Source organism: Achromobacter sp., assembly GCF_050285585.1.
Lineage (GTDB): Bacteria > Pseudomonadota > Gammaproteobacteria > Burkholderiales > Burkholderiaceae_B > Achromobacter.
Window position 1 is genome coordinate 39,050 of the sequence record NZ_JBLZXF010000005.1, and the last position, 24,649, is coordinate 63,698.

General features: G+C 67.5%; 29 protein-coding genes. 10 read left to right on the forward strand and 19 right to left on the reverse strand.

Features of this window, described 5'->3' with window-relative positions:
* Positions 1 to 12: 12 nt before the first annotated feature.
* Positions 13 to 666 carry a 2-hydroxychromene-2-carboxylate isomerase gene (locus ACN6PJ_RS09290; RefSeq protein ID WP_427995582.1) on the reverse strand — a complete coding sequence of 218 codons (654 nt, stop codon included), beginning with the start codon at positions 664 to 666 and terminating at the stop codon, positions 13 to 15.
* A gap of 30 nt (positions 667 to 696) precedes the next feature.
* The gene (locus ACN6PJ_RS09295) at positions 697 to 960 is read right to left on the reverse strand and encodes a DUF2917 domain-containing protein (protein WP_427995583.1); all 264 of its coding nucleotides are present in this window, start codon (positions 958 to 960) and stop codon (positions 697 to 699) included.
* A gap of 143 nt (positions 961 to 1,103) precedes the next feature.
* On the opposite strand from ACN6PJ_RS09295, the gene ACN6PJ_RS09300 reads away from it, so the two are divergent.
* Positions 1,104 to 2,021 (forward strand): LysR substrate-binding domain-containing protein, encoded by a 918-nt coding sequence (locus ACN6PJ_RS09300; protein ID WP_427995584.1) that lies wholly within the window; start codon positions 1,104 to 1,106, stop codon positions 2,019 to 2,021.
* A 19-nt stretch (positions 2,022 to 2,040) separates the two neighbouring features.
* Here the strand turns inward: ACN6PJ_RS09300 and selD are convergent, their stop codons facing one another.
* A complete protein-coding gene (gene selD / locus ACN6PJ_RS09305; RefSeq protein ID WP_427995585.1) occupies positions 2,041 to 3,102 on the reverse strand; it encodes a selenide, water dikinase SelD in 1,062 nt (353 codons plus the stop codon).
* A 275-nt stretch (positions 3,103 to 3,377) separates the two neighbouring features.
* On the opposite strand from selD, the gene ACN6PJ_RS09310 reads away from it, so the two are divergent.
* Positions 3,378 to 4,829, forward strand: a complete 1,452-nt coding sequence (locus ACN6PJ_RS09310) for a DUF1254 domain-containing protein (protein ID WP_427995586.1) — start codon at positions 3,378 to 3,380, stop codon at positions 4,827 to 4,829.
* A 50-nt stretch (positions 4,830 to 4,879) separates the two neighbouring features.
* Entirely contained in the window at positions 4,880 to 5,389 is a 510-nt protein-coding gene (locus ACN6PJ_RS09315; protein WP_043542042.1) for an acyl-CoA thioesterase, read from the forward strand.
* 19 nt (positions 5,390 to 5,408) lie between these two features.
* Here the strand turns inward: ACN6PJ_RS09315 and ACN6PJ_RS09320 are convergent, their stop codons facing one another.
* Positions 5,409 to 6,374 (reverse strand): GlxA family transcriptional regulator, encoded by a 966-nt coding sequence (locus ACN6PJ_RS09320; protein WP_427995587.1) that lies wholly within the window; start codon positions 6,372 to 6,374, stop codon positions 5,409 to 5,411.
* Positions 6,375 to 6,480: 106 nt separating this feature from the next.
* On the opposite strand from ACN6PJ_RS09320, the gene ACN6PJ_RS09325 reads away from it, so the two are divergent.
* Entirely contained in the window at positions 6,481 to 7,122 is a 642-nt protein-coding gene (locus ACN6PJ_RS09325; protein ID WP_427995588.1) for an HD domain-containing protein, read from the forward strand.
* A gap of 12 nt (positions 7,123 to 7,134) precedes the next feature.
* Here the strand turns inward: ACN6PJ_RS09325 and ACN6PJ_RS09330 are convergent, their stop codons facing one another.
* From ACN6PJ_RS09330 to ACN6PJ_RS09355, 6 genes are all read right to left on the reverse strand, one after another.
* A complete protein-coding gene (locus tag ACN6PJ_RS09330; protein ID WP_427995589.1) occupies positions 7,135 to 8,142 on the reverse strand; it encodes a sterol desaturase family protein in 1,008 nt (335 codons plus the stop codon).
* A 2-nt stretch (positions 8,143 to 8,144) separates the two neighbouring features.
* Positions 8,145 to 8,936, reverse strand: coding sequence for a polysaccharide deacetylase family protein (locus ACN6PJ_RS09335; protein WP_427995590.1), 792 nt, complete (start codon positions 8,934 to 8,936; stop codon positions 8,145 to 8,147).
* 292 nt (positions 8,937 to 9,228) lie between these two features.
* On the reverse strand, positions 9,229 to 10,209 hold the full coding sequence (locus ACN6PJ_RS09340; RefSeq protein ID WP_427995591.1) for a YncE family protein: 981 nt from the start codon (positions 10,207 to 10,209) through the stop codon (positions 9,229 to 9,231).
* A 174-nt stretch (positions 10,210 to 10,383) separates the two neighbouring features.
* Positions 10,384 to 11,250, reverse strand: a complete 867-nt coding sequence (locus ACN6PJ_RS09345) for a DUF2950 family protein (protein WP_427995592.1) — start codon at positions 11,248 to 11,250, stop codon at positions 10,384 to 10,386.
* Between the two features lie 5 nt (positions 11,251 to 11,255).
* On the reverse strand, positions 11,256 to 12,662 hold the full coding sequence (locus ACN6PJ_RS09350; RefSeq protein ID WP_427995593.1) for a DUF3300 domain-containing protein: 1,407 nt from the start codon (positions 12,660 to 12,662) through the stop codon (positions 11,256 to 11,258).
* Positions 12,663 to 12,789: 127 nt separating this feature from the next.
* Positions 12,790 to 13,005: a TOBE domain-containing protein gene (locus ACN6PJ_RS09355; protein ID WP_427995594.1), complete on the reverse strand. Its 216-nt coding sequence runs from the start codon at positions 13,003 to 13,005 to the stop codon at positions 12,790 to 12,792.
* Positions 13,006 to 13,227: 222 nt separating this feature from the next.
* On the opposite strand from ACN6PJ_RS09355, the gene ACN6PJ_RS09360 reads away from it, so the two are divergent.
* Complete coding sequence (locus tag ACN6PJ_RS09360) at positions 13,228 to 13,665, forward strand: universal stress protein (protein ID WP_427995595.1); 438 nt, start codon at positions 13,228 to 13,230, stop codon at positions 13,663 to 13,665.
* Positions 13,666 to 13,690: 25 nt separating this feature from the next.
* Here the strand turns inward: ACN6PJ_RS09360 and ACN6PJ_RS09365 are convergent, their stop codons facing one another.
* The 4 genes from ACN6PJ_RS09365 to ACN6PJ_RS09380 all read right to left on the reverse strand — a co-directional run bounded on the left by ACN6PJ_RS09365 (position 13,691) and on the right by ACN6PJ_RS09380 (position 18,411).
* Positions 13,691 to 14,698, reverse strand: a complete 1,008-nt coding sequence (locus tag ACN6PJ_RS09365) for a 2Fe-2S iron-sulfur cluster-binding protein (RefSeq protein WP_427995596.1) — start codon at positions 14,696 to 14,698, stop codon at positions 13,691 to 13,693.
* A 12-nt stretch (positions 14,699 to 14,710) separates the two neighbouring features.
* Complete coding sequence (locus ACN6PJ_RS09370; RefSeq protein ID WP_427995597.1) at positions 14,711 to 15,190, reverse strand: GlcG/HbpS family heme-binding protein; 480 nt, start codon at positions 15,188 to 15,190, stop codon at positions 14,711 to 14,713.
* Between the two features lie 43 nt (positions 15,191 to 15,233).
* Positions 15,234 to 16,694 (reverse strand): aldehyde dehydrogenase family protein, encoded by a 1,461-nt coding sequence (locus ACN6PJ_RS09375; RefSeq protein WP_427995598.1) that lies wholly within the window; start codon positions 16,692 to 16,694, stop codon positions 15,234 to 15,236.
* A 184-nt stretch (positions 16,695 to 16,878) separates the two neighbouring features.
* Positions 16,879 to 18,411, reverse strand: coding sequence for a hypothetical protein (locus tag ACN6PJ_RS09380; RefSeq protein WP_427995599.1), 1,533 nt, complete (start codon positions 18,409 to 18,411; stop codon positions 16,879 to 16,881).
* Between the two features lie 227 nt (positions 18,412 to 18,638).
* Between ACN6PJ_RS09380 and ACN6PJ_RS09385 the strand changes: the two genes are divergently transcribed.
* Positions 18,639 to 19,382, forward strand: coding sequence for a TSUP family transporter (locus ACN6PJ_RS09385; RefSeq protein WP_427995600.1), 744 nt, complete (start codon positions 18,639 to 18,641; stop codon positions 19,380 to 19,382).
* A gap of 79 nt (positions 19,383 to 19,461) precedes the next feature.
* On the forward strand, positions 19,462 to 20,181 hold the full coding sequence (locus tag ACN6PJ_RS09390) for a GntR family transcriptional regulator (protein WP_427995601.1): 720 nt from the start codon (positions 19,462 to 19,464) through the stop codon (positions 20,179 to 20,181).
* Positions 20,182 to 20,208: 27 nt separating this feature from the next.
* Here ACN6PJ_RS09390 and ACN6PJ_RS09395 read toward each other — a convergent pair whose 3' ends face one another.
* The 4 genes from ACN6PJ_RS09395 to ACN6PJ_RS09410 form a co-directional block, all read right to left on the reverse strand.
* Positions 20,209 to 20,559 carry a 2Fe-2S iron-sulfur cluster-binding protein gene (locus ACN6PJ_RS09395; protein ID WP_427995799.1) on the reverse strand — a complete coding sequence of 117 codons (351 nt, stop codon included), beginning with the start codon at positions 20,557 to 20,559 and terminating at the stop codon, positions 20,209 to 20,211.
* Entirely contained in the window at positions 20,556 to 20,882 is a 327-nt protein-coding gene (locus tag ACN6PJ_RS09400; RefSeq protein WP_427995602.1) for a ferredoxin, read from the reverse strand. Before ACN6PJ_RS09400 ends, ACN6PJ_RS09395 begins: the two co-directional genes overlap by 4 nt.
* Before the next feature lie 5 nt (positions 20,883 to 20,887).
* A complete protein-coding gene (locus ACN6PJ_RS09405) occupies positions 20,888 to 21,187 on the reverse strand; it encodes a 2Fe-2S iron-sulfur cluster-binding protein (protein WP_427995603.1) in 300 nt (99 codons plus the stop codon).
* 82 nt (positions 21,188 to 21,269) lie between these two features.
* Positions 21,270 to 22,001 (reverse strand): TenA family transcriptional regulator, encoded by a 732-nt coding sequence (locus ACN6PJ_RS09410; RefSeq protein ID WP_043542017.1) that lies wholly within the window; start codon positions 21,999 to 22,001, stop codon positions 21,270 to 21,272.
* Between the two features lie 227 nt (positions 22,002 to 22,228).
* Between ACN6PJ_RS09410 and ACN6PJ_RS09415 the strand changes: the two genes are divergently transcribed.
* Entirely contained in the window at positions 22,229 to 22,447 is a 219-nt protein-coding gene (locus ACN6PJ_RS09415; RefSeq protein ID WP_427995604.1) for a hypothetical protein, read from the forward strand.
* Positions 22,448 to 22,477: 30 nt separating this feature from the next.
* Here the strand turns inward: ACN6PJ_RS09415 and ACN6PJ_RS09420 are convergent, their stop codons facing one another.
* Complete coding sequence (locus ACN6PJ_RS09420; protein WP_427995605.1) at positions 22,478 to 22,870, reverse strand: DUF2809 domain-containing protein; 393 nt, start codon at positions 22,868 to 22,870, stop codon at positions 22,478 to 22,480.
* Positions 22,871 to 22,997: 127 nt separating this feature from the next.
* Between ACN6PJ_RS09420 and ACN6PJ_RS09425 the strand changes: the two genes are divergently transcribed.
* Both ACN6PJ_RS09425 and ACN6PJ_RS09430 read left to right on the forward strand, forming a co-directional pair.
* Positions 22,998 to 24,233 (forward strand): molybdopterin-dependent oxidoreductase, encoded by a 1,236-nt coding sequence (locus ACN6PJ_RS09425; protein ID WP_427995606.1) that lies wholly within the window; start codon positions 22,998 to 23,000, stop codon positions 24,231 to 24,233.
* 10 nt (positions 24,234 to 24,243) lie between these two features.
* The gene (locus tag ACN6PJ_RS09430; protein ID WP_427995607.1) at positions 24,244 to 24,588 is read left to right on the forward strand and encodes a sulfite:cytochrome C oxidoreductase subunit B; all 345 of its coding nucleotides are present in this window, start codon (positions 24,244 to 24,246) and stop codon (positions 24,586 to 24,588) included.
* Positions 24,589 to 24,649 lie beyond the last annotated feature (61 nt).

A 24,649-nucleotide genomic window follows, 5' to 3' on the forward strand; every position in this document is an offset into this window, starting at 1 on the left:
AGGCGTCCGCGTTCAGGCGCGGGCCGCGGGCGGCGTCCAGGCGCTGGCGGGCGCCGGCCGGCGCGTCCAGTCCAGCGCGTCCTCCAGCCGATCGTTGCCCCAGAACATCTCGCCGTCCACGAAGAACGTGGGCGCGCCGAACAGGCCCAGGTTGCGGGCGCGGTCCACCTGGCGCCGCAGCGCCTCCTTGGCGGCTTCGGACTTGCCGCGGGCGATCAAGGCGTCCGCGTCCAGCGAAAGATCCGTCAGCAGCTCATGCACGACGTCTTCGGCCTGGATATCCAGGTCATGCTGGAAATTGGCGCGGAACACCGCCAGGCAGAATTCCCGGCCCCATGGTTCATCCTGGCCCAGCAGGGCGATGCGCGCAGGCAGCACGCTCATGCGGGGGAACAGGCGCGGCCGCTTGTAGACCACCCCGTACTTCTCGGCGAGGCGGGCGATGTCGCGCATCATGTAGGCGCCCTTGCCGGGAAAGAGCCGGAACGGCGTGTCGTTCCAGCCTTGGGCCTGGAAGATGGGGCCCAGCAGGAAGGGACGCAACTCGACCCGGACGCCGGCATCGCGCGCCAGGGCGTCGATGCGCTCGATGGCCAGATAGCTATAGGGGCTGGCGAAATCGAACCACATCTCGATGCGGGGCGAATCGGGCAGGGACGCAGTCATCACGAACTCCGGAAGGCCCCCAGGGCCTGTTCATCCAAAAGAAGCCTTGCACAGCTCCTGGGAAATTAGCGCGACCTGCGCATCCGGCAGGCCGCTTAGAACGACGTCGCGATCGCTGCCGACGGTAACGGAATCACCGGCTTGAAGCACGCTGTCATCGAAGCGGCGGTATTCGGATATCCACAAGGTGCCGGCGTGACACACGATGCGAAGGCCCGATGCCCGCTTGAGCAGCATAGTCGACCCGCCGGCTAAACGGAATGACATTCCCGCAGTGCAACATACCTGGATCATGGCGTTCCTCCCGGGCCGCGGCGGCGGCGATCGAGGCGGATCGCCGGGGAGCGCCCGTTGATCCGTCGTCTGGGTCCTATTGAACGCCCGCGGAGTACTATTGCTCAAGCGACATTTCTGTCCGGTACGCATGAGTTTTACGAATGCCATATCCGCTGGCCAAACTTCCGCCCCTCGATCTCGTCCGCGGCTTCGTGGCCGTGGGCCGCCGCATGAGCATCACCCTGGCGGCGCAGGACCTGCACGTGACCCAGTCCGCCGTCAGCCGCCAGATCCGGGCGCTCGAAGCCCATTTGGGCGTGCCCCTGCTGGTGCGCGGCTTCCGCAGCGTGTCGTTCACCTCCGAAGGCGCCCAGCTGTTCCGCATGGCCGACGTCTGGCTGAGCCAGCTGGGCGACCTGACCGAACAGCTGCGCGCGCCCGAAAGGCGCACGCCCGTGACCATCACCACCACCATCGGCGTGGCCTCGCTGTGGCTGCTGCCCCGCCTGGGCGACTTCCAGGACGCCCACCCGCATATCGACGTGCGCGTGGCGGCGGATAACCGGCTCATCGACATCGACCGCGAGAACGTGGACATCGCCATCCGCTACAGCCTGCGCGACGGGGTGCCGGACACGGCAACCTGGCTGTTCGGAGAATCGGTGGTGCCGGTGGCGCACCCATCCCTCGGGGCGCGCGAACTCGATGCGCGCGAACTGCAGCGCCACGTATTGCTGGAATTCGACGACCCCACGCGGCCATGGCTGCAGTGGTCCGAATGGCTCAATGCCCGCGGCCTGGGCCGGGTGGCCGCCAAGGGCATGCTGCGCTTCAACCAATACGACCAGATCGTGCATGCCGCGCTGGCGGGCCACGGCATCGCGCTGGGCCGGCTGGCGCTGATCGCCCCGATGCTTGCGGACAAGCGCCTGGAGGCCGTCGGCGGGCAGGCCGCCCGCGCTACCGATCTCGCCTACTGGCTGGTCCGCAATGCGCGCCGCAGCACGCCGGACGCGGAGGTCGTCATGCGATGGCTGATGGAACAGGCCGCCGCGACCGCGCGCGACCTGACCTCGTAGGGCCCGCGGCCCCGCGCGCTTACTCGACGCGCACGAGGGGCTCGCCGGCGCTCATCTCGCCGATGACGGCGGCCTGGGCGAAGCCCTGCCCGTGGAACAGGTCCAGCACCGCCTCGGCGGCCTCGGGCGCGCAGGACACCAGCAGGCCGCCAGAGGTCTGGGGATCGGTCAGCAGCGCGCGCTGCGTGTCGGTGACCGCGTCGCCCAGGCGGATGGATTCGCCATAGGAAGCCCAGTTGCGGCCGGATGCGCCCGTGATGACGCCATTGGCCGCGTGGGCCTGCACGCCCGGCAGCCAGGGCAGGGATTCGAGCCGCAGGCGCGCGGTCAGTTTCGCCCCGCGCGCCATTTCCAGCGCGTGGCCGAGCAGGCCGAAGCCGGTCACGTCGGTCACGGCATGCACGCCGTCCAGCGCGGCCAGCGCCGCGCCCGGCCGGTTCAGGCGGGTCGTCGTGTCGATCATCACGCGGTAGCCGGCGTCGTCCAGAAGATTCTTCTTCAGCGCCGCCGACAGGATGCCCACGCCCAGGCCCTTGCCCAGGATCAGCACGTCGCCCGCGCGGGCGTCGGCGTTGCGTTTCACGCGGGCCGGATGCACCAGCCCCATCGCCGCGAGGCCGTATATGGGCTCGACGGAATCGATGCTGTGCCCCCCCGCCACCGGGATGCCGGCATCCGCGCACACCGATTCGCCGCCGCGCAGGATGTCCGCGATGACGCTGTGCGGCAGGACGTTGATCGGCATGCCCACGATCGCCAGCGCCATGATCGGCGTGCCGCCCATCGCATACACGTCGGACAGCGCGTTCGTCGCCGCGATGCGGCCGAAATCGAATGGATCGTCCACAATCGGCATGAAGAAGTCCGTGGTGGCGATCAGCGCCTGCTCATCATTGAGGCGGTACACCGCCGCATCGTCGGCGGTCTCGGTGCCGACCATCAGGTTCGGGTAGCTGGCCGCCGGCCCAAAGCGCGCCAGCAGCGCCGACAGCACGCCCGGCGCAATTTTGCAGCCGCAGCCGCCGCCGTGCGAAAGCGAGGTCAACCGCGGCATCGCGGCGCTAGCAACATCCTGGGACATTTCGATCTCCATACGCCAATCGAAAAGCATAGCACCGCCGTGGCGCCCCCTTGCCCGGCCGCGGCCTCGCGCGGCCCGCGGGCACGCCGCCAGCCGCGCCTATGGCTGGAATAGGCCGCGGAAACGCGTTTTTTCACGGGTTCCCGATGCGCTGGCCGCTGCTACCATGGCCGCCACCCTCGGAGAACCGGCAGGTCCGGCCTTCCGGCGACGCCGCGCCGGTGGATTGCCTTCACGCGGGCCCTATTTTTTCCAGTCAGTCCGCAGGAACGCCGATGCGCCGCCTTATTGTCCTGGCCCTGTTCTTCGCCGCCGCGCGGGCGCCCGCCATTGCCGGCGCGGCGCCGGCCGCGCCGACTCCGGCCGCGGCCGCCACCGAAGCGGCCCGCCAGGCCGCCATGGAGGGTTACCTCTATTTCTATCCCCTGGTAACGATGGACCTCACTCGCCGCCAGTCGGTCCACCCGTCCCGGGGCGGGCAAGGCGCGCCAGCCAACACCTTCCTGCACGGACGGACCTTGCCGGAACCCGGGGCCGCCACGCCGTGGGCCAACCCCGACATGCTGCGCAGCACCGCCTGGCTGGACCTGACCGGCGGCCCCGTGGTGCTCTCGACCCCGGACACCCAGGGGCGTCTCTACACGCTGACGCTGCTGGACATGTGGACGGACGCCTTCGCCGTCATCGGCAAGCGCGGCACCGGCACGGCCAAGAGCAATACCGCCATCGTGCCGCCCGGCTGGACCGGGACCCTGCCTTCGGGCATGGCCCGCATCGACGCGCCCACGGCCCATGTCTGGGCCAAAAGCCTGATCCAGGCCGACGGCCCCGCCGATGATGCGGCGGTCCATGCCTTGCAGGACGGTTTCGTCCTGACGCCGCTTGCGCAATGGAACCTGCCCGCGCAGGCGCGGCGGCTGCGCTCCGACCCGTCCCTGGACCTGAAAACCCCGGTGCGCGAACAGGTGGAATCGATGCCCACCGACGTCTTCTTCGCCTACGCGGCCGAGCTGCTGCGCAAGAATCCGCCGCACCCCACGGACCAGCCCGTGCTGGCCCAATTGCGCCGCGTCGGCCTGATTCCCGGCAGGCCGTTCGATTTCGACAAGCTGGACCATCCGGCCAAGCAGGGCATGCGGCGGGGGCTGCGGGCCGCGCGCGAACGCATGGCGGCCGCTGCGGGGCGCACGGTACGGGACGTGAACGGCTGGCAACGGGAAACCGCCAGCATCGGCGTGTACGGCAATGCCTATCTGCGGCGCGCGCTGGCCGCGCAGGCGCAGCCGGGTTCGGGCCTGCCCGAGGACCTGGCCGTGCTGCTGCTGGCGGCCGACAGCGAAGGTATGCCGCTGGACGGCACCCATGGCTATGCGCTGCGCTTCGAAAGCGGCCAGCTCCCGCCCGCGGGCGCGCTGTGGTCGCTGGCGGCCTACGACGGCAATGGCATGCCGGCCGCGCCCCCCCTGGAGCGCCGCGCGCTCGGCAGCCGCGATCCGCTGCGCTACAACGCCGACGGTTCGCTGGACGTGCGCATGAGCCATGCGGCCCCGCCGCCCGAGGAACAATCCAACTGGCTGCCCCTGCCGCCCTCGGGCCCGGCAAGCGTGCTGCTGCGCGTCTACCAGCCCGGGCCGGCTCTACTGGACGGCTTGTGGGCGCCCCCGGCCGCGCTGCGGGACGCGCCGCGGGAAGAAACCCCGGAAGGCGGCGAAAAGACGGAGCCATGACGGGCGCCTGCCGCTACCATAGGCGTTTTATCCGAGAATCAACGCCCGCCATGGACGACGCCTTTAGCCACCAATTGTCGATGACCATCCTGATGACGCCCGACATGGCGAATTTTTCAGGGAATGTGCACGGCGGAACCATCCTCAAGTACCTGGACCAGGTGGCCTACGCCTGTGCCAGCCGGTACGCCGGCCAGTACGTCGTGACCTTGTCCGTCGACCAGGTCGTGTTCCGCGAACCGATCCACGTCGGGGAGCTGGTGACCTTCCTGGCCGCCGTGAACTACACGGGCCGCACCTCCATGGAAATCGGGATCAAGGTCGTCACCGAAGACATCCGCAAGAAGCTGGTGCGCCACACCAACAGCTGCTACTTCACGATGGTGGCGGTGGACGACCAGGGCGCCCCCACCGCGGTGCCGCCGCTAGCCCCGCGCACGCTCGAGGAAAAGCAGCGCATGGAAGCGGCCAGGCTGCGCCGCGAACTGCGCCAGGAAATGGAGCGCCGGCACGGCGAGATCAAGCGCGAGACCACGCACGACGCCCAGCCCGGCGCCTGATCCTCCGGCCGGCCAGCCTTCAATCCCGGCCACTGCCATGATGCCGCCGGTACGCCGCCGGCGACACCCCGACGTGCCTGACGAAGGCCCGCCGCAGGGTGTCCACGTTGGCGAAGCCGCACTGGGCGGCCACCTGCTTGGGCGTGGCGGCCCCGCTTTCCAGCAGGGCGCGGGCCGCCGACACGCGCGTCATTTCCACCCAGGCCGCCGGCGTGATGCCGACCTCCGCACGGAACAGACGCGCGAAGTGCCGCGGGCTGAGGCCCGCATGCCCGGCCAGCGCCTCCACCGACAATGACAGCTGCGGGTGCGCCGCCACCCAGCGCTGCACCTCCTGCAGCACCGACCTGCCGACCGGCCCGGTCTGCCCCTTGCGGCTGAACTGAAGCTGCCCGCCGGGGCGTTTGAAGAACATCACCAGCTGCGACGCCACTTTCGCCGCCACCTCGCGTCCCAGGTCCTCTTCCACGAGCGATAGCGCCAGGTCCAGCCCGGCGGTCACGCCCGCCGAGGTCCGCAGCTTTCCATCGCGCACGTGCAGCGCATCTTCCTCGACCTGGATACGCGGATAGGCCTGCCGCAATTCCCGGGCCGCATTCCAGTGCGTCGTCACCCGGCGCCCATCCAGCAGGCCCGCGGCCGCCAGCACGAACGCGCCGGTGCAGACCGACCCATAGCGCCGGGCATCCCGCGCCGTCGCACGGATCCATTGCAGCGCGGGCGTGCTGAGCACCGCCCGCGACGCATGCGGCGTGCCGGCAACCAGCAGCGTGTTCACGCGCGGCAACGGATCGCCCACCACGGCGTCGGGCAGGAGGCAGACGCCCGACGAGCTGCGCACTGGCCCGGGTTCGTAGGCCACCACCCGCAACACGTAGTAAGCGCGCTCCAGTTCCGTGTTGGCCTGGGCGAAGACGTCGAGCGGGCCCGACACGTCGAGCATCTGGACGCCCGGCAAGGCCAGCACGGCAATGGTTTTAGTCATGGCAGCAGATCGCGGCATTTGGCAGAAATCGACGTATTACGCCTATTGAGGCCATTCTAGTGCGGCAGCAGAATGAATCACCCCCCCAAACCGAAAGGCCTTTGCCATGACTTTCTCCATCGACGACATCCAGATCCCCGACAGCCAGCTGGCCCGCGAAATCACCGAACTGGTGCGCGACACCGAGTCGCCGCTGCTGTTCCATCATTCCAGCCGCGTCTATTATTTCGGCGCGCTGGCCGGCCGGCGGCGCGGGCTGAAATTCGACCCGGAACTGCTGTATTGCGGCTGCATGTTCCACGACATGGGGCTGACCCGGCGGCACAGCAGCAACTGCTGCCGTTTCGAGGTGGACGGCGCCAACGCGGCGCGCGATTTCCTGCAAAGCCGCGGCATCGCCCCGCGGGACATCGAGCTCGTCTGGACGGCGATCGCGCTGCACACCACGCCCGGCATTCCCGAGTTCATGGATCCCATCGTCGCGCTGGTGACCGCGGGCGTGGAAATGGACGTGCTGGGCCTGACCTACGGCGAATACAGCGACGCGCAGCGCGAAGCGGTGGTGGCGGCCCATCCGCGCGGGCCGGGGTTCAAGGAGGAGATCATCCAGGCCTTCTACGACGGCATCAGGCACAAACCGCAAACCACGTTCGGCAACGTCAAGGGCGACGTGATCGCCGACAAGGAACCGGCCTTCCGGCCCGGCAATTTCTGCGACGTCATCCGCAATTCGCGCTGGGCGGGCTGACGCCGGGACGCGTCAGGCGCGCTCGGCGGCAGGCGGCGGTTCCGACGGCGCGCCGGCCGGTTCGCGGTCGCGGCCCGCCAGGCGCTTGAGCCCGAGCCATTGCTGGGACCAGAAGCCGCGGCCGTAGTCCCTGCCGCCCGCCTCGGGCTGCTGGTCATGGATGCCCGTGGGGCCGTAGCCCACGCCGAAGCGGGCGGTGCGGAACAGCACGTCCCAGATGGGGAACAGCGCGCCGAAGTTGTAGCCGCCCGCCGGCCCCGGGGACGAAGCGTCGTAGGCGATGGAGTGGTGGTGGCGGTGGAAGCGCGGACTGACCAGCAGGCGTTCGCCCACGGCGCCGAAATGCATGCGCAGGTTGGCGTGCGAAAAGCTCTGTGCCAGCTGGGTAATGGCCACCACCATCACGAACTGCGCCGGGGGCACACCCACCAGCTGCGACACGAACACCACCAGCACGTCGCGCAGCATGTCGTCCAGCAGGTGGTTGCGGTCATCGCTCCAGATCGTCATCTGGCGCTGGCTGTGGTGCACGGCATGCAGCGCCCAGAGCCAGCCGAACCGGTGCTGGGCCCGATGGTAGAAGTAGTCCACCGCGTCGAACAGCAGCAGGTAGATGATGAGGCTGACCCAGGCCTTGTCGGTCACGCCAGGCCAGTACTGGTCCAGCTGGAACGCCGCGAAGCCCCATACGTGGAGCTGGCCGAACACGCTGTCCCATAGCGGATCGATGGTGAAGAACAGCACCAGGCGGAACGCGCCCAGCCGGTGGATCAGCGTGTACAGCACGTCGATGCCGATCTGGCGGCGGTCGGTGACGGGTTCCACGGGCCGCAGCCGCTGCAGGGGGCCGAACACCAGGACCAGCACCGCGATCTGCAACAGGCCGACCAGCAGCCACATCGTGGCGTCATAGCCGTCCTCGATGAAGTTGCTCATGCCCAGATGAAACAGCGCGGGCTGAATCGCCGTTTCGAAGATCCATTGCTGGCACTCTCCGAAAAGTTGACTAAGCGTATCCATGATCAGTGATGAGTGGCGATCCAGTCGCGGTAGGACGGATGCTTGTCCAGAGTAGCGAAACAATAGCCCTTGCGTTGCAAACCTTCAATCAGGGGCTCCAGCACGGCCGGCGCCCAGGGGTCCTGGCGCGACCAGATGCCTAAGTGGGCAAGCAGGATGTCGCCGGGCTTGATCGTGCGCAGCGCCTGATCCAGCAGCCGGGCGTTGGGGTACTTGTCGCTGGGCAGCTCATCGCCCAGGAAGCCCGCGGGCGCCCAGCCTACCTGCTCGAATCCGCAGGCCTTGGCTGCCTGCAGCAGCGCGGGCGAGGTCTTGCCGCCGGGCGCGCGATACAGGGGAAGCATGTTCCGGCCCGTCATCTGGTGGAAACGGGTCACGGAGCGCTTGATCTCGGCGCAATACTGTTCGGCGCTCCATTCGGCGCGCTTGCCCGCGTCGGGGCCGGCGCTGGGCTTGACGCGGAACCTGCCGCCCGGCAGGTCTCCCTGCCAATAGACGTGGTCGTAGGTATGCGAGCCGAAGGCATGCCCTTCCGCCGCGCGCGCCTTCCACCAGGGCGCCCACACGTCGTCCATACTGGAGCCGCCCGTCAGCGTGCGTTCGTTGGCCAGGAAGAACGTGACCTTCACGCGGTGGCGCGCCAGCACCTCGGCCACCAGCGGCGCCACGCCCATGTGGCCGGTGTCGAAGGTCAGGTAGACGGGCTTGTCGCAGGTAGCCGGTTCCGCGGCGCCCGCGGCGGGAACAAGCAGCGCCAGAACCACCGCCGCCACGAACTTGCGCGGCAAGCCCATGACAGCACGCGCAGCGTGTGCCGCGCGGGGGCCCTCTTTCGCCGCCGGGCCGCCCCAAGGCGAAAAACGCCCCCTCGGGGTGCAGCAAGCACGCGCAGCGTGTGCAGCGCGGGGGCCCTCTTTCGCCGCCGGGCCGCCCCAAGGCGAAAGACACCCCCTCGGGGGGCAGCAAGCACGCGCAGCGTGTGCAGCGTGGGGGCCCTCTTTCGCCGCCGGGCCGCCCCGAGGCGAAAGACGCCCCCTCGGGGGGCAGCAAGCGCACGAAGTGCGCGCAGCGTGGGGGCTCCTTCCTCTATCTTGTAGGCGCATGGTTCAGCGTCCACACGCCGTGGGGGGACTTGCCCACCGGCACCTGGCTGGAGACCTTCTTCTGCTCCAGGTCCACCACGGTGAGCTTGCGCGCCCAGCGCGAGGTGACGAGCAGCGTCTTGCCATCGGCCAGCACGTCCATGCAGTCGGGGCCGCCGGGCACCGGAAAGGTGTCGACGACGGCCAGCGTCTGCATGTCGATGCGGCTGATGGAGTTGGCGGTGCGGTTGCTCACGAACAGATGGCGATGGTCGCCCTGCGCGCGGAAGGCATGCGCGCCCGCGGCGGTCTTGATGCGCGTCACCAGCCTGGCCGGGCCATTGCTGACGTCGTAGGCCTCGACGTAGGAATCGCCCGTCAAGGCCATCAAAAGGGTTTTCTGGTCAGGCGTGAGGAACACGTCGGCGGGCGTCTTGCCCACGGGCACTGTCCATTTCGGAGTCTGGGTGGCCAGGTCGATCGCGATCAGCTGGTCGCTGTCCTGCAACGTGACGTAGGCTGTCGTGCTGTTCCTGTCGATCATGATGTGGCTGGGCGTCTTGCCCGCCGGGATGCGCTTGACCAGGGCCAGATCGAAGCCCTTTTCCAGCGGCTTCCACTCATAGATGTCGATATGGTCCAGGCGGTTGGCCGCCGTCACGAACCATTTCATGTCAGGCGAGAACTGCAGCTGGTAGGGATCGACGATGCCCGTCAGGGTTCGCTGCACCTCGCCCGTCTTGGGATCCATCAGCGTGATCGTGTCGCCGGTGGCGTTGGCCACCATGAGCGATTTCTCATCGGGAGTGAGATACAGGTGGTGAGGCTCCTTGCCCGTGGGCACGCGCCGCAATTCCTTGTAGGTGGCCGGATCGATGATGCTGACGTTGGCGTCCAGGGAATTCAGGACGAAAATCGGCGCGGATGCCGCCGCGGCGCTAAGCGCCATCCCTACGCCGAACAGGGCGTAGCGGACAAAATGCATGGGGTTCAATTTCTAGGTCCGGCAAAGGGAAATCGGGCAGGGTCCCGGTGCTCGCCATTGTAGGCACGGCGACCTGACAAAAGCGCGTCAAACCCTGCTTTCGCGACAAACGCATACGCCTGTTGCGACCCCGCAACAGGCGTGCCCCGATCCGCCCCCCCAAAACCAGAAAACTCATTTGGCGCCAATGGGTTGCGCGTCGGCGGCGACCCAGTTTCCGGCGGCGATATCGCGTTCGCGCAATGCCGCCGCGCGGGCCGCGGACGCAGGGCCCAGATCGGTCTCCAGCACGCCGCCCTCGGGCCCCACGACGAAGGATCCGATGCCGGTCTGCCCGTAGCGGGCGGGCCAGGCGACGATGCGGTACGTATCGCCCTGCCCGCCGGGAATCACCTTGTAGCGGTATCCGTAGTAGGCATCGTCCAAGGGCACCTCCGGCCCCATGGTCAAGGCGTCCGGTCCGAAGGCCTGCCGGGGGGAACCCGGCACCTCCGGCCAGTACAGGCCGTCGCGTTCGCCCGGACGGCTGACCAGGCGGCTGGCGTAGCGCCCCTGGCCCACGCCGTCCTTGTAGCGCGCCTGGGCAGCCTGCAACTGCTGCAGGGTTTCGATGGCGGTCAGTTCATTGCGGCCTATCGCCCGGCGGCGGATTTCCGCCGTGCCCGCCGCAGGATCGAAGCGCCAGCCGTGCCCGGCGCGCACGATGGGCACCGGCAGCGTCCAGCCCGAGTCGCCAACCCCCAGCCAGGAACGCCCCCCGTCGGCGACGATCTCGTGCTTGCGCGACCATGCCGCCAGGAAGCGGTAGATATCCTCCTGCGCCACGCCGCCCGGCACGATCCGCTGATGATTCGGGCCCAGCACCTTCGCCAGCCCATCGAGATCGCCGGTCGCCATGGCGTCGACGAAGGCATCCGCCGCCGCCTGCGGACTGGGATAGAGGCTTTGCGCGGCGGCGGGAACCGCCAGGCCCAGCGCCAGCGCCGATGCGGCGCACAGCGCGCGCAAGCGCGTGGAAGTCATGAAAGCTACGTTTTCCATGATGCTTATCTCCGGCCGCCGAAATGTCCGCCACCACCGCCGCGTCCTCCCCCTCCGTGCCCGCCGCCGCGCTGGATACCGCCTCCCCCGCCGCGGCCCATTTCGCTGCGATGGCTCTGCTGCCGCATGCGTTCGCCGTTGCCGGCGTCGCTCAGCGCATTGGCGCTGTTGGAGGCGCGCCCGCGGTTGCGCGCGGCCGATTCGTCGGCGCGCTGGCGCTGGGCGGCCGCCTGCCGGTCCTGCGCCGACAGGCCCGACGCCCGGTCATGCTGCGGTTGCGCGCCGCCCTGGGGCCGTTCGCGCGCACCCTGGCCGGCCTGCTGCCGCTGCCCCTGCCCGCGCCCCGCGGCGCCCTCGCCGCGGCCCGTTCCCGCCTGCCCGCGGCCGGCGCCCGGCTGGCCGTGCCCCGCGATGGCCTGACCGGTGCGGCCTTCAAACGATTGCGCGGCGCGCTCGCGGGCGGCATCGCGCGAACTGGCGCCTGGTGCCGCGCCGGATGCGCGGCCCGCCTGGCCCTGCCGCTGCGCGCGGTCCTGCAGGCCGGCCTGGCGCTGGCTGTCGAAGCGCTGGCGGCTGGCCGGGTCGGCGTACGCCGCGTTGCCGCGGTTGGCCGCGTTGTGCTGCCAGGCGACCTTGTTGTTGTTGACGTTGGTCCGGTCGATGCGCTGATTGACGTTGATGTTGTTGTACCGGTTGACGTCGATGTCCACATCGTTGTGCCCCCAGTCGAAGCCGCCCCACATCGAGTTGATGGCGGCCACCCCCAGCCCGAAGCCGACGCCGGCCACGAGCGAGGTGGCGAACACCGATCCCGGCGGCGGCGGATAGTAGTACGGCGGATAGGAGGGATAGGCCCAGGTGCCGTAGACCACGCTGGGGTTGTAGCTGGGCACGTACACCACCTGCGGATCGGCCGGCTCGATCACGACGACGGTCTTGTCGTTGGAGGTGCTCGAGGTCACCTTCTGCTGCGGCGTGCTCTTCAGGTTGCCGGCTTTCTGGGCCTGGACCCGCAGGCGCTGGACCGAATCCATGACCGCGTCCGGTTGCGCCAGGAAGGCGTCGCCCACGGATTTCACCCAGTCCGGCTGCCGGCCCATCATGTCCATCACGGAAGGAAAGGCCACCAGGGACTTGACGCTGGGATCCCACGCCTCGCCCTCGACCGCCTTGACGGCCTTGTCGCCGGATTCGGAAGCGTGGTCGGCCGACCACTTGGCCGCCGCCGCGACGTCGTCGGGGTAGGTGGCGCCCATGAGTATCTGGGACAGCAGCGAATCCGGGTACAGCGCCACGGGCGCCATGAGCTGATCCAGTTGCGCGTTGTCGAGCTTGGTCTGCGCCGTTGCGGGGAGGCAGGCCGCCAGCCCCAGGCATAACCAGCCGATGAACCATCGATGCAGTCGACGCATTTTCCGTTCTCCGTGAATCGCAAAGCATGACGCCACAAGCCAGGAGGGAACAACCGGATATCGCGCTGACAATATATGCCCAACGGCGGCGCAGGGGAAGCGCCGTCGTATTGTGCCGTTTCCGGCGTTACAGCTTGGCGACGGACACCTCGGTGGCCTTGACGAACGCCAGCACCTCGGTGCCCACCTGCAGGTCCAGTTCTTTCACGGAACGCGTGGTGATCACGGACGTGACGATGCCCGCGGGCGTGTCCACGTCCACCTCGGAGACCACCGGCCCCAGGATGATTTCCTTGATCCTGCCGCGGAATTGGTTGCGCGCGTTGATGGATTGAATGCTCATGATCCGGCTCCTGTAGGCATGTCGAACAGGACACAAGCCTACGGGCGGGGCGCGCCGCGAAGAAGGACCGATTCCGAATGGCGATATGCGGAATCGGCATATGGCGCAGCGGCGCCGGCCCGCCCGCGCCTCGTCCGTAAGCGGGGCTGGCCTGCCGCCGGGCGCGAGCCTATACTGAATCCGCGGTTGCTCGCCATTCCTTTTTCCTAAAGGAGAAGCAACATGTACAAGCACTTGCTCATCGCCGTGGACGGCTCGCTCCTGTCCGAATCGGCCTTCAAGCGTGCTCTTGTTTTCGCCAAGGAAATGGGAGCCACGGTGACCCTTATCCGCGCCATTCCGGAAGATCACCTGCTGATCTACCAGGCCGAGATGCTGGGCACCACGCAAACGCAGCACACGGACCAGGCGCGCAAGAACGCGCAGACCTACCTGGACGGTCTCGAAACGGAAGCGCGCCACGCGCTGGTGCCGTGCAACGCCATCGTCACGGTCAACGACCACCCCCATGAAGCGATCGTCGAGGCGGCGCAAAGCCTGGGCTGCGACCTGATCATCATGGGTTCGCACGGGCGCCATGGCATGACCGGTTTCCTGCTGGGCAGCGAAACCCAGCGCGTGCTGGCGCACACCCGCCTGCCGGTGCTGGTGTTCCGCTAGAGTGCTGTCCCGCAGAGACGCCCGGTCAGGCGGCGGCCAGGGCGTGCTGGAAGGTGAAGCTGTCGGCGTACATGTGATCCAGGCTGGCGCCGCGCGAGGCCAGCAGGCGCTTGGCCTGCTGGATCATCTCCGGCGCTCCGCACAGGTAGATGGCGTGCTCGGACAGATCCCCGTGGTCTTCCATGACGGCCTGCTGCACGTGGCCGCGCCGCCCTTGCCAATCCGCCCCCGCGCGCGACAGCACCGGCACGAAGTTGAATTCGTACAGGCGCCCGGCCCAGCCTTCGATCACGTCGCGCAGGTACAGGTCGGCCTCGGTGCGCATGCCCCAGTAAAGGGTGACGGGCGGGCAGTCCTCGTTGTCCAGCAATGATTCCAGGATGGCCTTGATCGGGGCGATGCCGGTGCCGGTGGCCATCATGATGAGCGGCCGCCAGTCTTCCTCGTGATAGCTGAACACGCCCAGCGGGGCCTCGATTTCCACGCGGGCGCCGGCTTGGGCCTGCCCGAGCCAGAGGTCGGTATAGCGTCCGCCCGGGATGCGGCGGACATGGAAATCCACCAGGTTGCCCGCGGGCGCGGACGCCATGGAAAAGCTGCGCGTCTCGCCGTCGGGCAGCACCACGTTCATGTATTGGCCCGGCACGTATTCCAGGCCGGGCTCGGGAAGCGCCAGCGTCAGGTGGATGACGTCGTCGCAATACCTTTCGATGCCGTGGATCGTGGCGGACAGGCGGCGCGGCTCCGGGAACGACTGCCGGCTGCTGGCCACGCTGATGCACAAATCGCCCAGGGGACGCGCCTGGCAGGCCAGCGCGTAGCCGTCTGCGGCCTCCTCCGGCGTAAGCGCCATCGGAAACTCGTCGTACGCGACAGCGCCGGATTCCAGCTTGATGCGGCACGTGCCGCAGCCGCCGAAGGTGCACTCGTGCGGCAGCTTCACCGCCGAGCGTTCGGCGGCCTGCAGCACGGACTCGCCGTCTTCGACGTGGAACGCCTCGTCCGTTTCCAGGATATGCACGCGGTATGCCATGGCCGGCCTCGCCTATTTCTTGATGTCCGCCTCGACCAGCACTTTCATGCCGCGCGGCTCCAGTAGCGCCGCCAGCGCCGCCAATGCGGCCAGGCCAGCTTTGGTGTCCTGTTCGCCATTGCCGCCGCTCAGGCCCACGCCGCCGATCACCTCGCCGTTCACCACGATGGGAAAGCCGCCGACGAACACCGCGAACTTGCCGTCGAAGCTCCACTGGATGCCGAATGCCTCGTTGCCGGGCAGCGCGGGCCCGTTGGGCGGGGTATTGAACAGATGCGTGGAACGCTTGTGCCCGGCCGCCGTGAATGCCTTGTTCCATGCGATCTGCGGGCCGGTGATGCGCGCCCCGTCCATGCGCTCCAGCGCGATGGGATAACCGCCGTCGTCGACGATGCAGATGGATTCCAGCACGCCTATCTCTTCCGATTTGGCGATGGCCGCGCGGACCATGACGCGCGCTTCTTCAAGTTCCAGGCGATAGACCTGTTTCATATCGATATCCTTTTCCGATTGCGATGGACGGGACCGCGCGGCCTCAGCCCGCGCGGTAGACGGTCTTGATCTGGGTGTAGAACTCCAGGCCGGCGCGTCCCGACTCGCGGAACGTGGACGTGCTGGAATGCTTGAGCCCGCCGAAGGGGGCGTTGATCAGGTTGCCTGTGGTGGTCCGGTTGATCTTCACCGTGCCGGCCTGGATGTCGCGGGCGAAGCGGTGCGCGTAGCGCGCGTCGGTGGTGGCGATCGCGGCCGCCAGGCCGTATTCGGTGTCATTGGCCTTGGCGATGGCGTCTTCATAGCCATCGACCTCGATCAGCGCGATCACGGGGCCGAAAATCTCCTCCCGCGCGATGCGCATCTGCTGCGTCACCCCGGTGAACAACGCCGGCGAGACGAAGTAGCCACGGTCGAATCCTTCGCCCGTGAGGCGGTCGCCGCCGTACAGATGAGTGGCTTCCTGCTTGCCGAGGGCCACATAGCCCAGCACATTGTCCAGCTGCTTGGCCGTGGCCAGCGGGCCCAGGTCGAAATTGCCGTCCAGGCCGTTGCCGATGGTCAAGGCCTTCATCCGGGCCAGCAGCCTGTCGGTAAAGTCCTGCCGCACCCGTTTGTCCACCAGCACCCGGCTGGTGCCGGTGCAGGCCTGGCCGCTGAGCGAAAAACCGCCCTTCACGGCAAGATCCACGGCCCGGTCCAGGTCGGCGTCCGCCAGGACGATCAGCGGATTCTTTCCGCCCAGCTCCATCTGCGTGCGCGTGGTCAGTCCGGCCGTCCGGTGGATCTGCTCGCCCGCGGCGGTCGATCCGGTAAAGGAAATCGCGCGTACGGCGCGCGCGCCCGTAATCGCCTCGCCCACCGCGCCGGCCGGCCCCGTCAGGAAGTTGAGCACGCCAGCGGGCAGGCCGGCCTCGATGAAGGCCTCGGCCAGGCGGTAGCCCGAGAGAGGCGCGTCGGACGAGGGCTTGAACACCACCGTATTGCCGGCGATCAGAGCCGGGGCGATCTTGCGGGCGGGGATGGAAATGGGAAAGTTCCAGGGCGAAATCACCGTCACCACCCCGAGCGGCTCGCGTTGGCTGTAGACGACCATGTCCGGGTCGTCATTGGGATAGGTTTCGCCGGTAAAGGACTGCCCTTCCACGGCGTAGAACCGGATCGTCTGCGCGGAGCGCAGCACTTCGTCCTTGGCCAGGCCCAGGCTCTTGCCTTCCTCCCGCGTCAGTTCGCGCGCGATGTCGCCCGCGCGGTCTTCCAGGCGCTGGGCCGCCCGGAACAGAATGGCGGCGCGCTTGGAGATCGGCATGTCGCGCCAGGCGGGAAATGCCGCCTCCGCCGCCTCCACGGCCTGCTGCGCGTCGGCCGCGTCCGATACCTGGAAACGGCCCACGATATCCGAGATGTCCGCGGGATTGACGTTGGGCGCCGTTTTGCCGGTGCCGCTGGGAACCCAGCTGCCGCCGATGCGATTCAGGAAAGTTTGCTGCGAGAGATCGTCCACGGGAGCGCTTCCTTTGGCTGTGCCAGGGGTGCCGCCAAGAGGACGGCTGATTGGCTTATGAACATTGTATACTTTAATCAATATGGGGCGATACGTGAAAACCCCTGGTTCCAGGGCCGGTTCGCCGGGAGCCTCAAGCGCGAAGGGTCCCCGCAGGGACCCTCCAGCCCGCCTGGCGGCCCGTTCAACGCCAGATCAGCACCGCGCAGACCGTCGAGACGAACAGCGCCAGCACCACCGGCAGCAGCAGGGCGCGCACCAGAGACAGCACGTTCACCCGCGCGAAGCCCGCCACCGCGATCAGCGAAGACCAGGCGATCAGCGTGCCGCCGCCGGTCCAGACCGCGCCCATCTGCCCGACCGCCGCCAGCGTCGCGGGGTCCACACCCACCACGGGCCCCAGGGCGCCCGAGAGTGTGCCGGTCAGCGGCAGGCCCGCGAAGCCGGAACCGTCGATGCCGGTGATCATGCCGACCAGCAGCACGCCGAAGGCCACGAGGAAATGGTTCTCGGGAATCAGGTGCTGCCCGGCCGAGATCACCTCGAACAGCAGCCCGGGCGCCTGCGCCTGGGGCACGCCCAGGATCTGCGCGGCGGTTTCATTGGCGCCGACGAAGAAAAAGCCCGCGATCGGCAGCACGGAACCCATGGCCTTGAAGGCGAACACGAAACCGTCGGTGACGTGCTCCGGACAGACGTCCAGCATCTTGCGCGGCCCTTCCGCCGCCAGCGTGACCAGCATCATCACGACGAAGGCCACGCCGCCCACCAGCGCCGCCGCGTCGCCGCCACGCAGCGCGGGCAGGGACGGGAACATGCGCGGCAGCACCATCACGGCGATTACGCCCAGGAAAGCCAGCGGCGTCACGACCGCAAACGTCTTGGACCAGCGCACGCGGCGGCGTTCCTCGCCGCTGAGTTCCGGCTCGCTGGGCAGGGTCGGATCGGCGCCCATGGTGCCGCGCGCAAGCTCCGCCTTGTCGAACGAGCCCGAATGCTCGATGCTCGCCAGGCTGCCATCCTGCGCGCGCGCCTGCCAGGCCGACAGCAGCGCCGGGTCGGCGGACACAATGTGCTTGCGGATCAGCAGGTAGGCGGCCACCAGCGCCACGCCGCCGGTGATCAGCGACAGCACCAGCGCGCGATCGGCCACCATGGCGGCGCTGACCGCGGCCCCCGCCGCCTTGGCGCTGATGCTCGGCGCCACCCCGATCACATAGTCCGAGGACAGGGCCATGCCCTGGCCGGCGATGGCGATGGCCATGGCGCCCGCCAGCGGCGGCAGGCCGGCCGCTATGGCGGCGGGCAGCAGGATGGCGGAAACCAGCGGCACCGCCGGGGTGGGCCAGAAGAAAAGGGAAATGACATAGGTACAGAGGGCGATGATCAGGAACGAGGAGTGCCCGCCCCGCATGACGCGGCGAAACGGCTGCACCATGCGCACGTCCGCCTGCAGGGTTTTCAGCGCGTTGAGCAGCGCCGTCATGAAGGTGATCACCAGGAAGATATTGAACAGCTCCTTGGCGGCCACGAAGCTGGCCGAGAAAATGCCTATCAGCGCGCTGATGGGACTGCCGGTGATGGCGAACACGACCAGAAAGGTGCCGATGACCGACGGCACCACCACGTTGGCCCGCAGGATCATCGTCAGGATGATGGCGGCCACGCTGAATAGATACATCCAATGAGCAGCGTTGAGCACTACGTCCGATTGCATGCGCGATTCCCCTTGTAGGCGTGGCTGTTGGATCGCCACAATCGGTATACTATATTTCGTTTTGAGCTATACCAATCAAAATATGCAGTGCCTAGGGAAAGCGATAATTCTTAAAAATCCTTGAATAAAATCAATAAATCAGGGAATTACCCTAAATTTCCATCTGGGACGAGCATTTCGTCCAAATCATGGATAGACTATCGTATACATAAATTAACACCCCAGGCATGACACCCTCCCTGCCGTACCCCGACCTGCTGCAATACGCCACCATGGCCATCGTCGTGTTCGGCGCCGCGATCGCGCAGGGTGTGGGCGGCGTCGGCTTCGCCATGTTCGCGGCGCCCGTGGCCGCCATGTTCTTCCCTCAGCTGGCGCCCGGCCCGCTCCTGACGCTGGGCGGCTGCATCTCTCTTTTGACCGCGCTGCGCGAACGCGCGGCCATCGACTGGCCTTCCGTTTCCTACGCCCTGGCGGGCCGCGCCGTCGGCACGCTGATCGCCATCTACGCCATGACGCGCTTCGCGCCGCAGGCGCTGGGCGTGCTGTTCGCCGGCCTGATCCTGGTGGCCGTCGCGATCAGCGCGGCCGGCCTGCGCTTTTCCGCGACGCCGGGGCGAGTCTCCGGCGCGGGCATCGCGTCGGGCATCATGGGCACGATGACCTCCGTGGGCGCGCCCCCGATCGCCATCGTGATGCAGCACTCCGCGCCGCCGCGCCTGCGAGCCACGCTGGGCATGGTGCTGTTCCTGGGATCGGTTTTTTCGCTTGCCATGCTGGCGCTGGCCAAGCGGTATACGGGTTACCACGCCGGGCTGGCTCTCAGCCTGGCGCCCTTCCTGCTGGCCGGTTTTGCGGTCTCCAACCGGCTTCGAAACCGGCTGCCCCCGCGCGCGGTGCGCGGCGTGCTGCTGGCCGTGTGCGCCCTGGGCGCGCTGGGGGTGCTGGTCAAGGCGTTCTGGGGAAACTGATGCCATCCCCCCCGGTCCGCGCTCGGCCATGCCCGGTAATACAATGGAGACTGTATCCATTAAGCCAAATCCGCTCGCCATGACCACTCTTCCCGTCAGCCCGCAAGCTGTAGCCACGCAGCAGTCCGCCCCGCTGAAGATCGGGGAGCAGCATCCGCAGTTGTTCGCGGTCATCCGCGACAAGCTGCGCGAACGCATCCTCAGCGGCGAATTCACGCCCGGCGACCGCCTGGTCGAAGGCCGCCTCTCCGAGGAAATGGGCGTGTCGCGCATCCCCGTGCGGGAGGCGCTGCGCGCGCTCGCCGCGGAAGGGCTGGTCACCATCGAACCGCGGCGCGGCGCGTCCGTATCGGTGCTGTCCGACGCGGTCGCCTACGATATGGTGGAAGTGCGCGCCACGCTCGAAGGCCTGAATGCCAAGCTCGCCGCGCAACGCCGCGATGAAAAAACGGTGGAGCGCCTGCAGGCCTTCCTGCGCGAAGGCACCGAGGCCGCCCGCAGCGAGCAGCTGGACAAGTTCCTGGCCCTGAATTCTCAGTTCCACGAAATGCTCGCCACCATCGGCGGCAACGTGGTGCTGACCGACCTGATGCGTTCGCTGCGCGACCGCACGGCGCTGCTGTTCGCGCCCAGCAACATGCACCGGGCCAAACAGAATTGGGACGAGCATTCCCAGATCCTGAACGCCGTCATCGCCGGCAACGGCGACTTGGCCGCCCTGCTGGCCAGCCAGCACGTGCACAACGCCGCCAAGGCCTATACCGAAACGCAGCAGTCGCAGCACGCCTCCGTGGCGTAAGCGGCCAGGCCGGGCCGCCGTGGGCACTCAGGTCCCGGCCTGCACCGGATCGGCCGGCGCGCCCACCACGATGCCCTTGCCGTTCTGGACCACCCACGACACCTTGATGTCGCCGTTCACGAAGGTCTGGCATGCCATGCGGTAGCCCGCCTCGAAATCCTCCGGGCGCAGGTGCTTGCGTTCCTTGGGCTTGATGGCGTCGGTATTCTCGAGTCCTTCTTCGATCCGGCATTTGCAGGTGCCGCACAGGCCGCCCCCGCATTTGAACGGGATCCCGCCCTTTTCCTTTAGCGATACCCGCAACAGGTTGCTGTTCTCGGGCGCCGTCGCGACCTTGCCGCCATTGGAGATGAATGTGATCTGGACCATGGTGTTCAGTGCTCCGCGGGGACGGCGCCGCGGCGCAGCGTCAGGGTCGATTCCATGCTGCCGAAACGCGTGAGGTGCGCAAGTTCCTTGCGCGCGGCCTCCACCGATTCGAACTTCTCGAGAAACTTGGACGGCACGCGGTTCACCACGTACGGCGGCGTCTCCTCCGTGACGACCAGCTTCGTCTCCCCATGCAGCCGGGCGATGCGGTATTCCGCCAGCGCCCGGCCGTAGAACACGTAATCGTAGGTTTCGATGATATCGACCTCCTCGCCGGCTTCCGTGCGGAACACGCCAGGCTTGGAGGTCAGGATGACATATACCGGGTCCATCGCCGCTACGCCTCCACATCCTGGGTCAGCTCGATATCGCTGTTGAGCCACAACTGGCAGGCCAGCCGGTAGCCCTGATCGACACGGTCGCCCAGCTGTTTCTTTTCCTTCCAGTTGACCGGAGGCAGATGCTCGGACCCGGCCAGCACGCGGCACGCGCACTTGGCGCACTTTCCCATGCCGCACTCGTAGCGCAGATGCGGATACGGAAACTGCTTGATGCCGGCCCGCACCACCAGGTTGGTGTTTTCCTTCACCACGTCGGTGTAGGTCTGGCCGCCTTTATGAAACACAACGGTAGGCATGGTTCGCTAGGGCCTCTCGACACGAAAAAGAGTCTCGCGCAGGCCGTCCGGCGGGGACCGCCGGACGATCCGCGCGACGGATTCAGGCAGCGAGGCCCAGTTCGGGCAGGGCGATGTCGTCCTGCACGTAGTCGGTGTAGAGCGCCGTGGTGTACAGCAGCCGCATCTGCGCGCCGATCTCGCAGATCTTCAGGCAGCGCTGCTGCAGGTCCACCGTATTGGCGTGTTCCAGCACGATCTGGTAGCCGCGTTCGCCGTGGATTTCGTCGGACACGATGTGCAGGTCGAAGAATTCCACCTCCTCGTCGGTAAAGCCGTACTTTTCGCGCAGCGTGGGCGTCTGCTTGCGGTAGATGGAGGGCACTTGCGATTCCAGGCCCACAACCAGCCCGGCCACGGCCACGATCGGGTCTTCGCGCATGGCGACCGCGTAGCACCAGCTTTGCAGCGCGCGCGTGGTCGGCGACATGTTGTCGGGGTCTACGACCCGCTCCCGGGTCGTGCCGCAGGCTTCGGCAAAGCGGATCAGCAGGTCCGTGTGGCGGTCGCCCCCGATCTCCTCTTCATACATATTGGCCAGGAGGAAATCCTTGGCTTCGGTGTAGGTGTCCGGCGTGCGGGCGTACAGGTATCCCAGGTAATCGGCGAACGGCCCCACGTAGTGATAGTGGTTCTCCGCCCAGCGCTGCAGGTGCTGGCGGCTGAGCTTGCCTTCTGCCCAGGCAATCGAAAAAGGCGAAGCGTTGGCGCTCTTGCCCTTGATCGCGTTTTCCAACGCGGTACGGAATTCATCTCGGTTCATCAGTTCAGCCATGACGCGCTCCAGGTCCAAGTAGGGAGGAATCCAGGCCTGTCTCAGCCCGGGCATGTTGAACATTGTATACCGTCTACTATTTTGGGCTGCTAGGGCAATCCCGGAGATTGCCTTCAACAAACGGGGACGGTCCCTTACATATCAAGCACTTGAGCCTACAGATGGGCTGGCGCGGGAAGGTCAACGCTGGTACACTGAATACAATCTCAATGCAATACGGAAATACCATGAATACCCGCCATCCCCTGGGAGACGCCCCGATCGGCCAGCTGCTGCTGGCGCACTACGCCCGCCGCGATGCCCTGCGGCATGCCACTCCCCTGTTCCCCTCGTCGTGGTCCGAGTGCTTTGCGCCGTTCCGCAATGCCCGGCTGCAACCGCTGCGCGCGGCGGCTCCCGCCCCGCGCGGGCACGATGACGACGCGGCGGTCTGCCAGGCGGGCTGAACGCCGGGCAAGGCCCCGGCCCTTGCGCGCCTAGGCGGCGCGCGACTCGGGGCGCCGCCGCCTCCAGGCGGCCAGCGCCAGCACCAGCCCGAATCCCAACGTGTAGGCCAGCATGTCCCACCAATCGGGCACGCTGCCCAGCACGATGCGCAAGAGCGGCTGCTCCAGCCGCCAGCCGAAATGCCGGGCCAGGTATTGGCCCAGTTCCACCGCATAGCCCGTCAGCAGCGCCGCGAACGCCAGCGGCAGCACGCCCGCGCGAATGACGCTGCGGTACGCCAGGTACGCCCATCCCACCGCCATCCCATCTCCCACGAAGCCCCGCAACAGGGGATAGGGAGCGCCCAGGGTGGCGATCAGCGCTTCCAGCGCGGTCACGGCCAGCAGCGCGGCAAACGCGCGCCCGTTAAATGTCAGGATCATCGTTGCGGAAAACGCGGATATTGGAACGGTCAGCGCGGACATTAACGCATTTGTCAGGAGGAGGCGCGTAGGCTCGTGTGCATGCGCCGCGGGGTAGGGCGTTCGAAAAAAACGAGGAGACACGGAGATGAGCACATTCGATGCGAATGGGCGTCGGCGCTTCCTGCGCCAGGCCTGTACCCTTGGCGCGACCAGCACGCTGGCCGGCCACACGCTCACGAGCCTGGCGGCGCCCGCCACCGTCACGCTGCCCTTCGCCAATGGCGAGCGCGACCTGATCGCCTATCCGCAAAAGCGCCCGCTGATCCGGCAGACCTCCCGCCCGCCCCAGCTCGAAACACCGTTTTCGGTGTTCAACGACAACGTCATCACCCCCAACGACGCGTTCTTCGTCCGCTATCACCTGGGCAACATCCCCACCGCCATCGACTTGAACGCCTACCGCATCCGGGTCAGCGGGTTGGTCGACACCCCCTTGGAGCTGTCGCTGTCCGAGCTGAAGCAGCAGTTCGGCAAGCCGGTGGAACTGGTGGCCGTCACCCAATGCTCGGGCAACAGCCGCGGCTTCTTCTCCCCGCGGGTGGGAGGCGGCCAATCGGGCAACGGCGCCATGGGCAATGCCCGCTGGCTCGGCATCCCGCTCAAGCGGATTCTTGAAAAAGCCGGCATCCGCGCCGGCGCGCGGCAGGTCACGTTCGAAGGCATGGACCGTCCGGTGCTTCCCGGCACGCCGGAATTCGTCAAGGCGCTGGACACGGCCCACGCCATGGACGGCGAGGTCATGCTGGCCTACGCCATGAACGGCGCCGACCTGCCCATGCTCAATGGCTATCCCGTCCGCCTGGTCGTGCCCGGGTATTACGGCACTTATTGGGTCAAGCATCTGGCCGATATCAAGGTGCTGGACAAGGAGTTCGATGGGTTCTGGATGCAGAAGGCCTATCGCATCCCGGACAACGATTGCGCCTGCACGCCGCCGGGCAAGGCGCCCGAGAAAACCCGTCCGATCGGCCGCTACAACGTGCGCAGCTTCATCACCAGCCTGACCGAAGGCGCGCGGCTCGCCCGGGGCAAGCGCGTGCAGGTGCGGGGCATTGCGTTCGATGGCGGCAAGGGAATCCGGGACGTCCAGTTCTCGTCCGACGGCGGCAAGACCTGGCATGCCGCCACGCTGGGCAAGGACCTGGGCCGCTACTCCTTCCGCGAATGGCATGCCGATTTCACGCCCGCCACCGCCGGCGACTACGAGCTGAAGGTCCGCGCCACCAATATGGCCGGCGACACGCAGCCGCTCGACCCGCTCTGGAATCCGGCCGGCTACATGCGCAACGTGGTCGAAACCATCCGCGTCACCGCCGCCTGAGGAGCCCGCCATGACTCGCCACTACCGTCGCTGCGCGTGGGCGCTTGCCCTCGCCGCCGCCTGCCTGGCCCCCGCGGCCCAGGCCCTGGAGATCAAGCTGCCCCAGGAAACCGCCAAGCTGCGTCCCGGCGCCACCGCCGGCGCCCAGGGCGCGTCCCTGTGCCTGATGTGCCATTCGGTGGATTATGTGTCGTCGCAACCGCCGATGCCGCTGGGCTTCTGGGATGCCGAGGTCAAGAAAATGATCGGCACCTACGGCGCTCCCATTCCCGCCGAGCAGGTTCCCCTTATCGTCGAATACCTGAACCAGGCCTATCCGCCCGCGGCCAGCGCCGCCGCCACGCCCAAACCCTGACGCCGGCTGGCTGATCCCTCCCCGGCCCCCGCCCGACGGGGGCCGGGACGGGGCCGCGCGT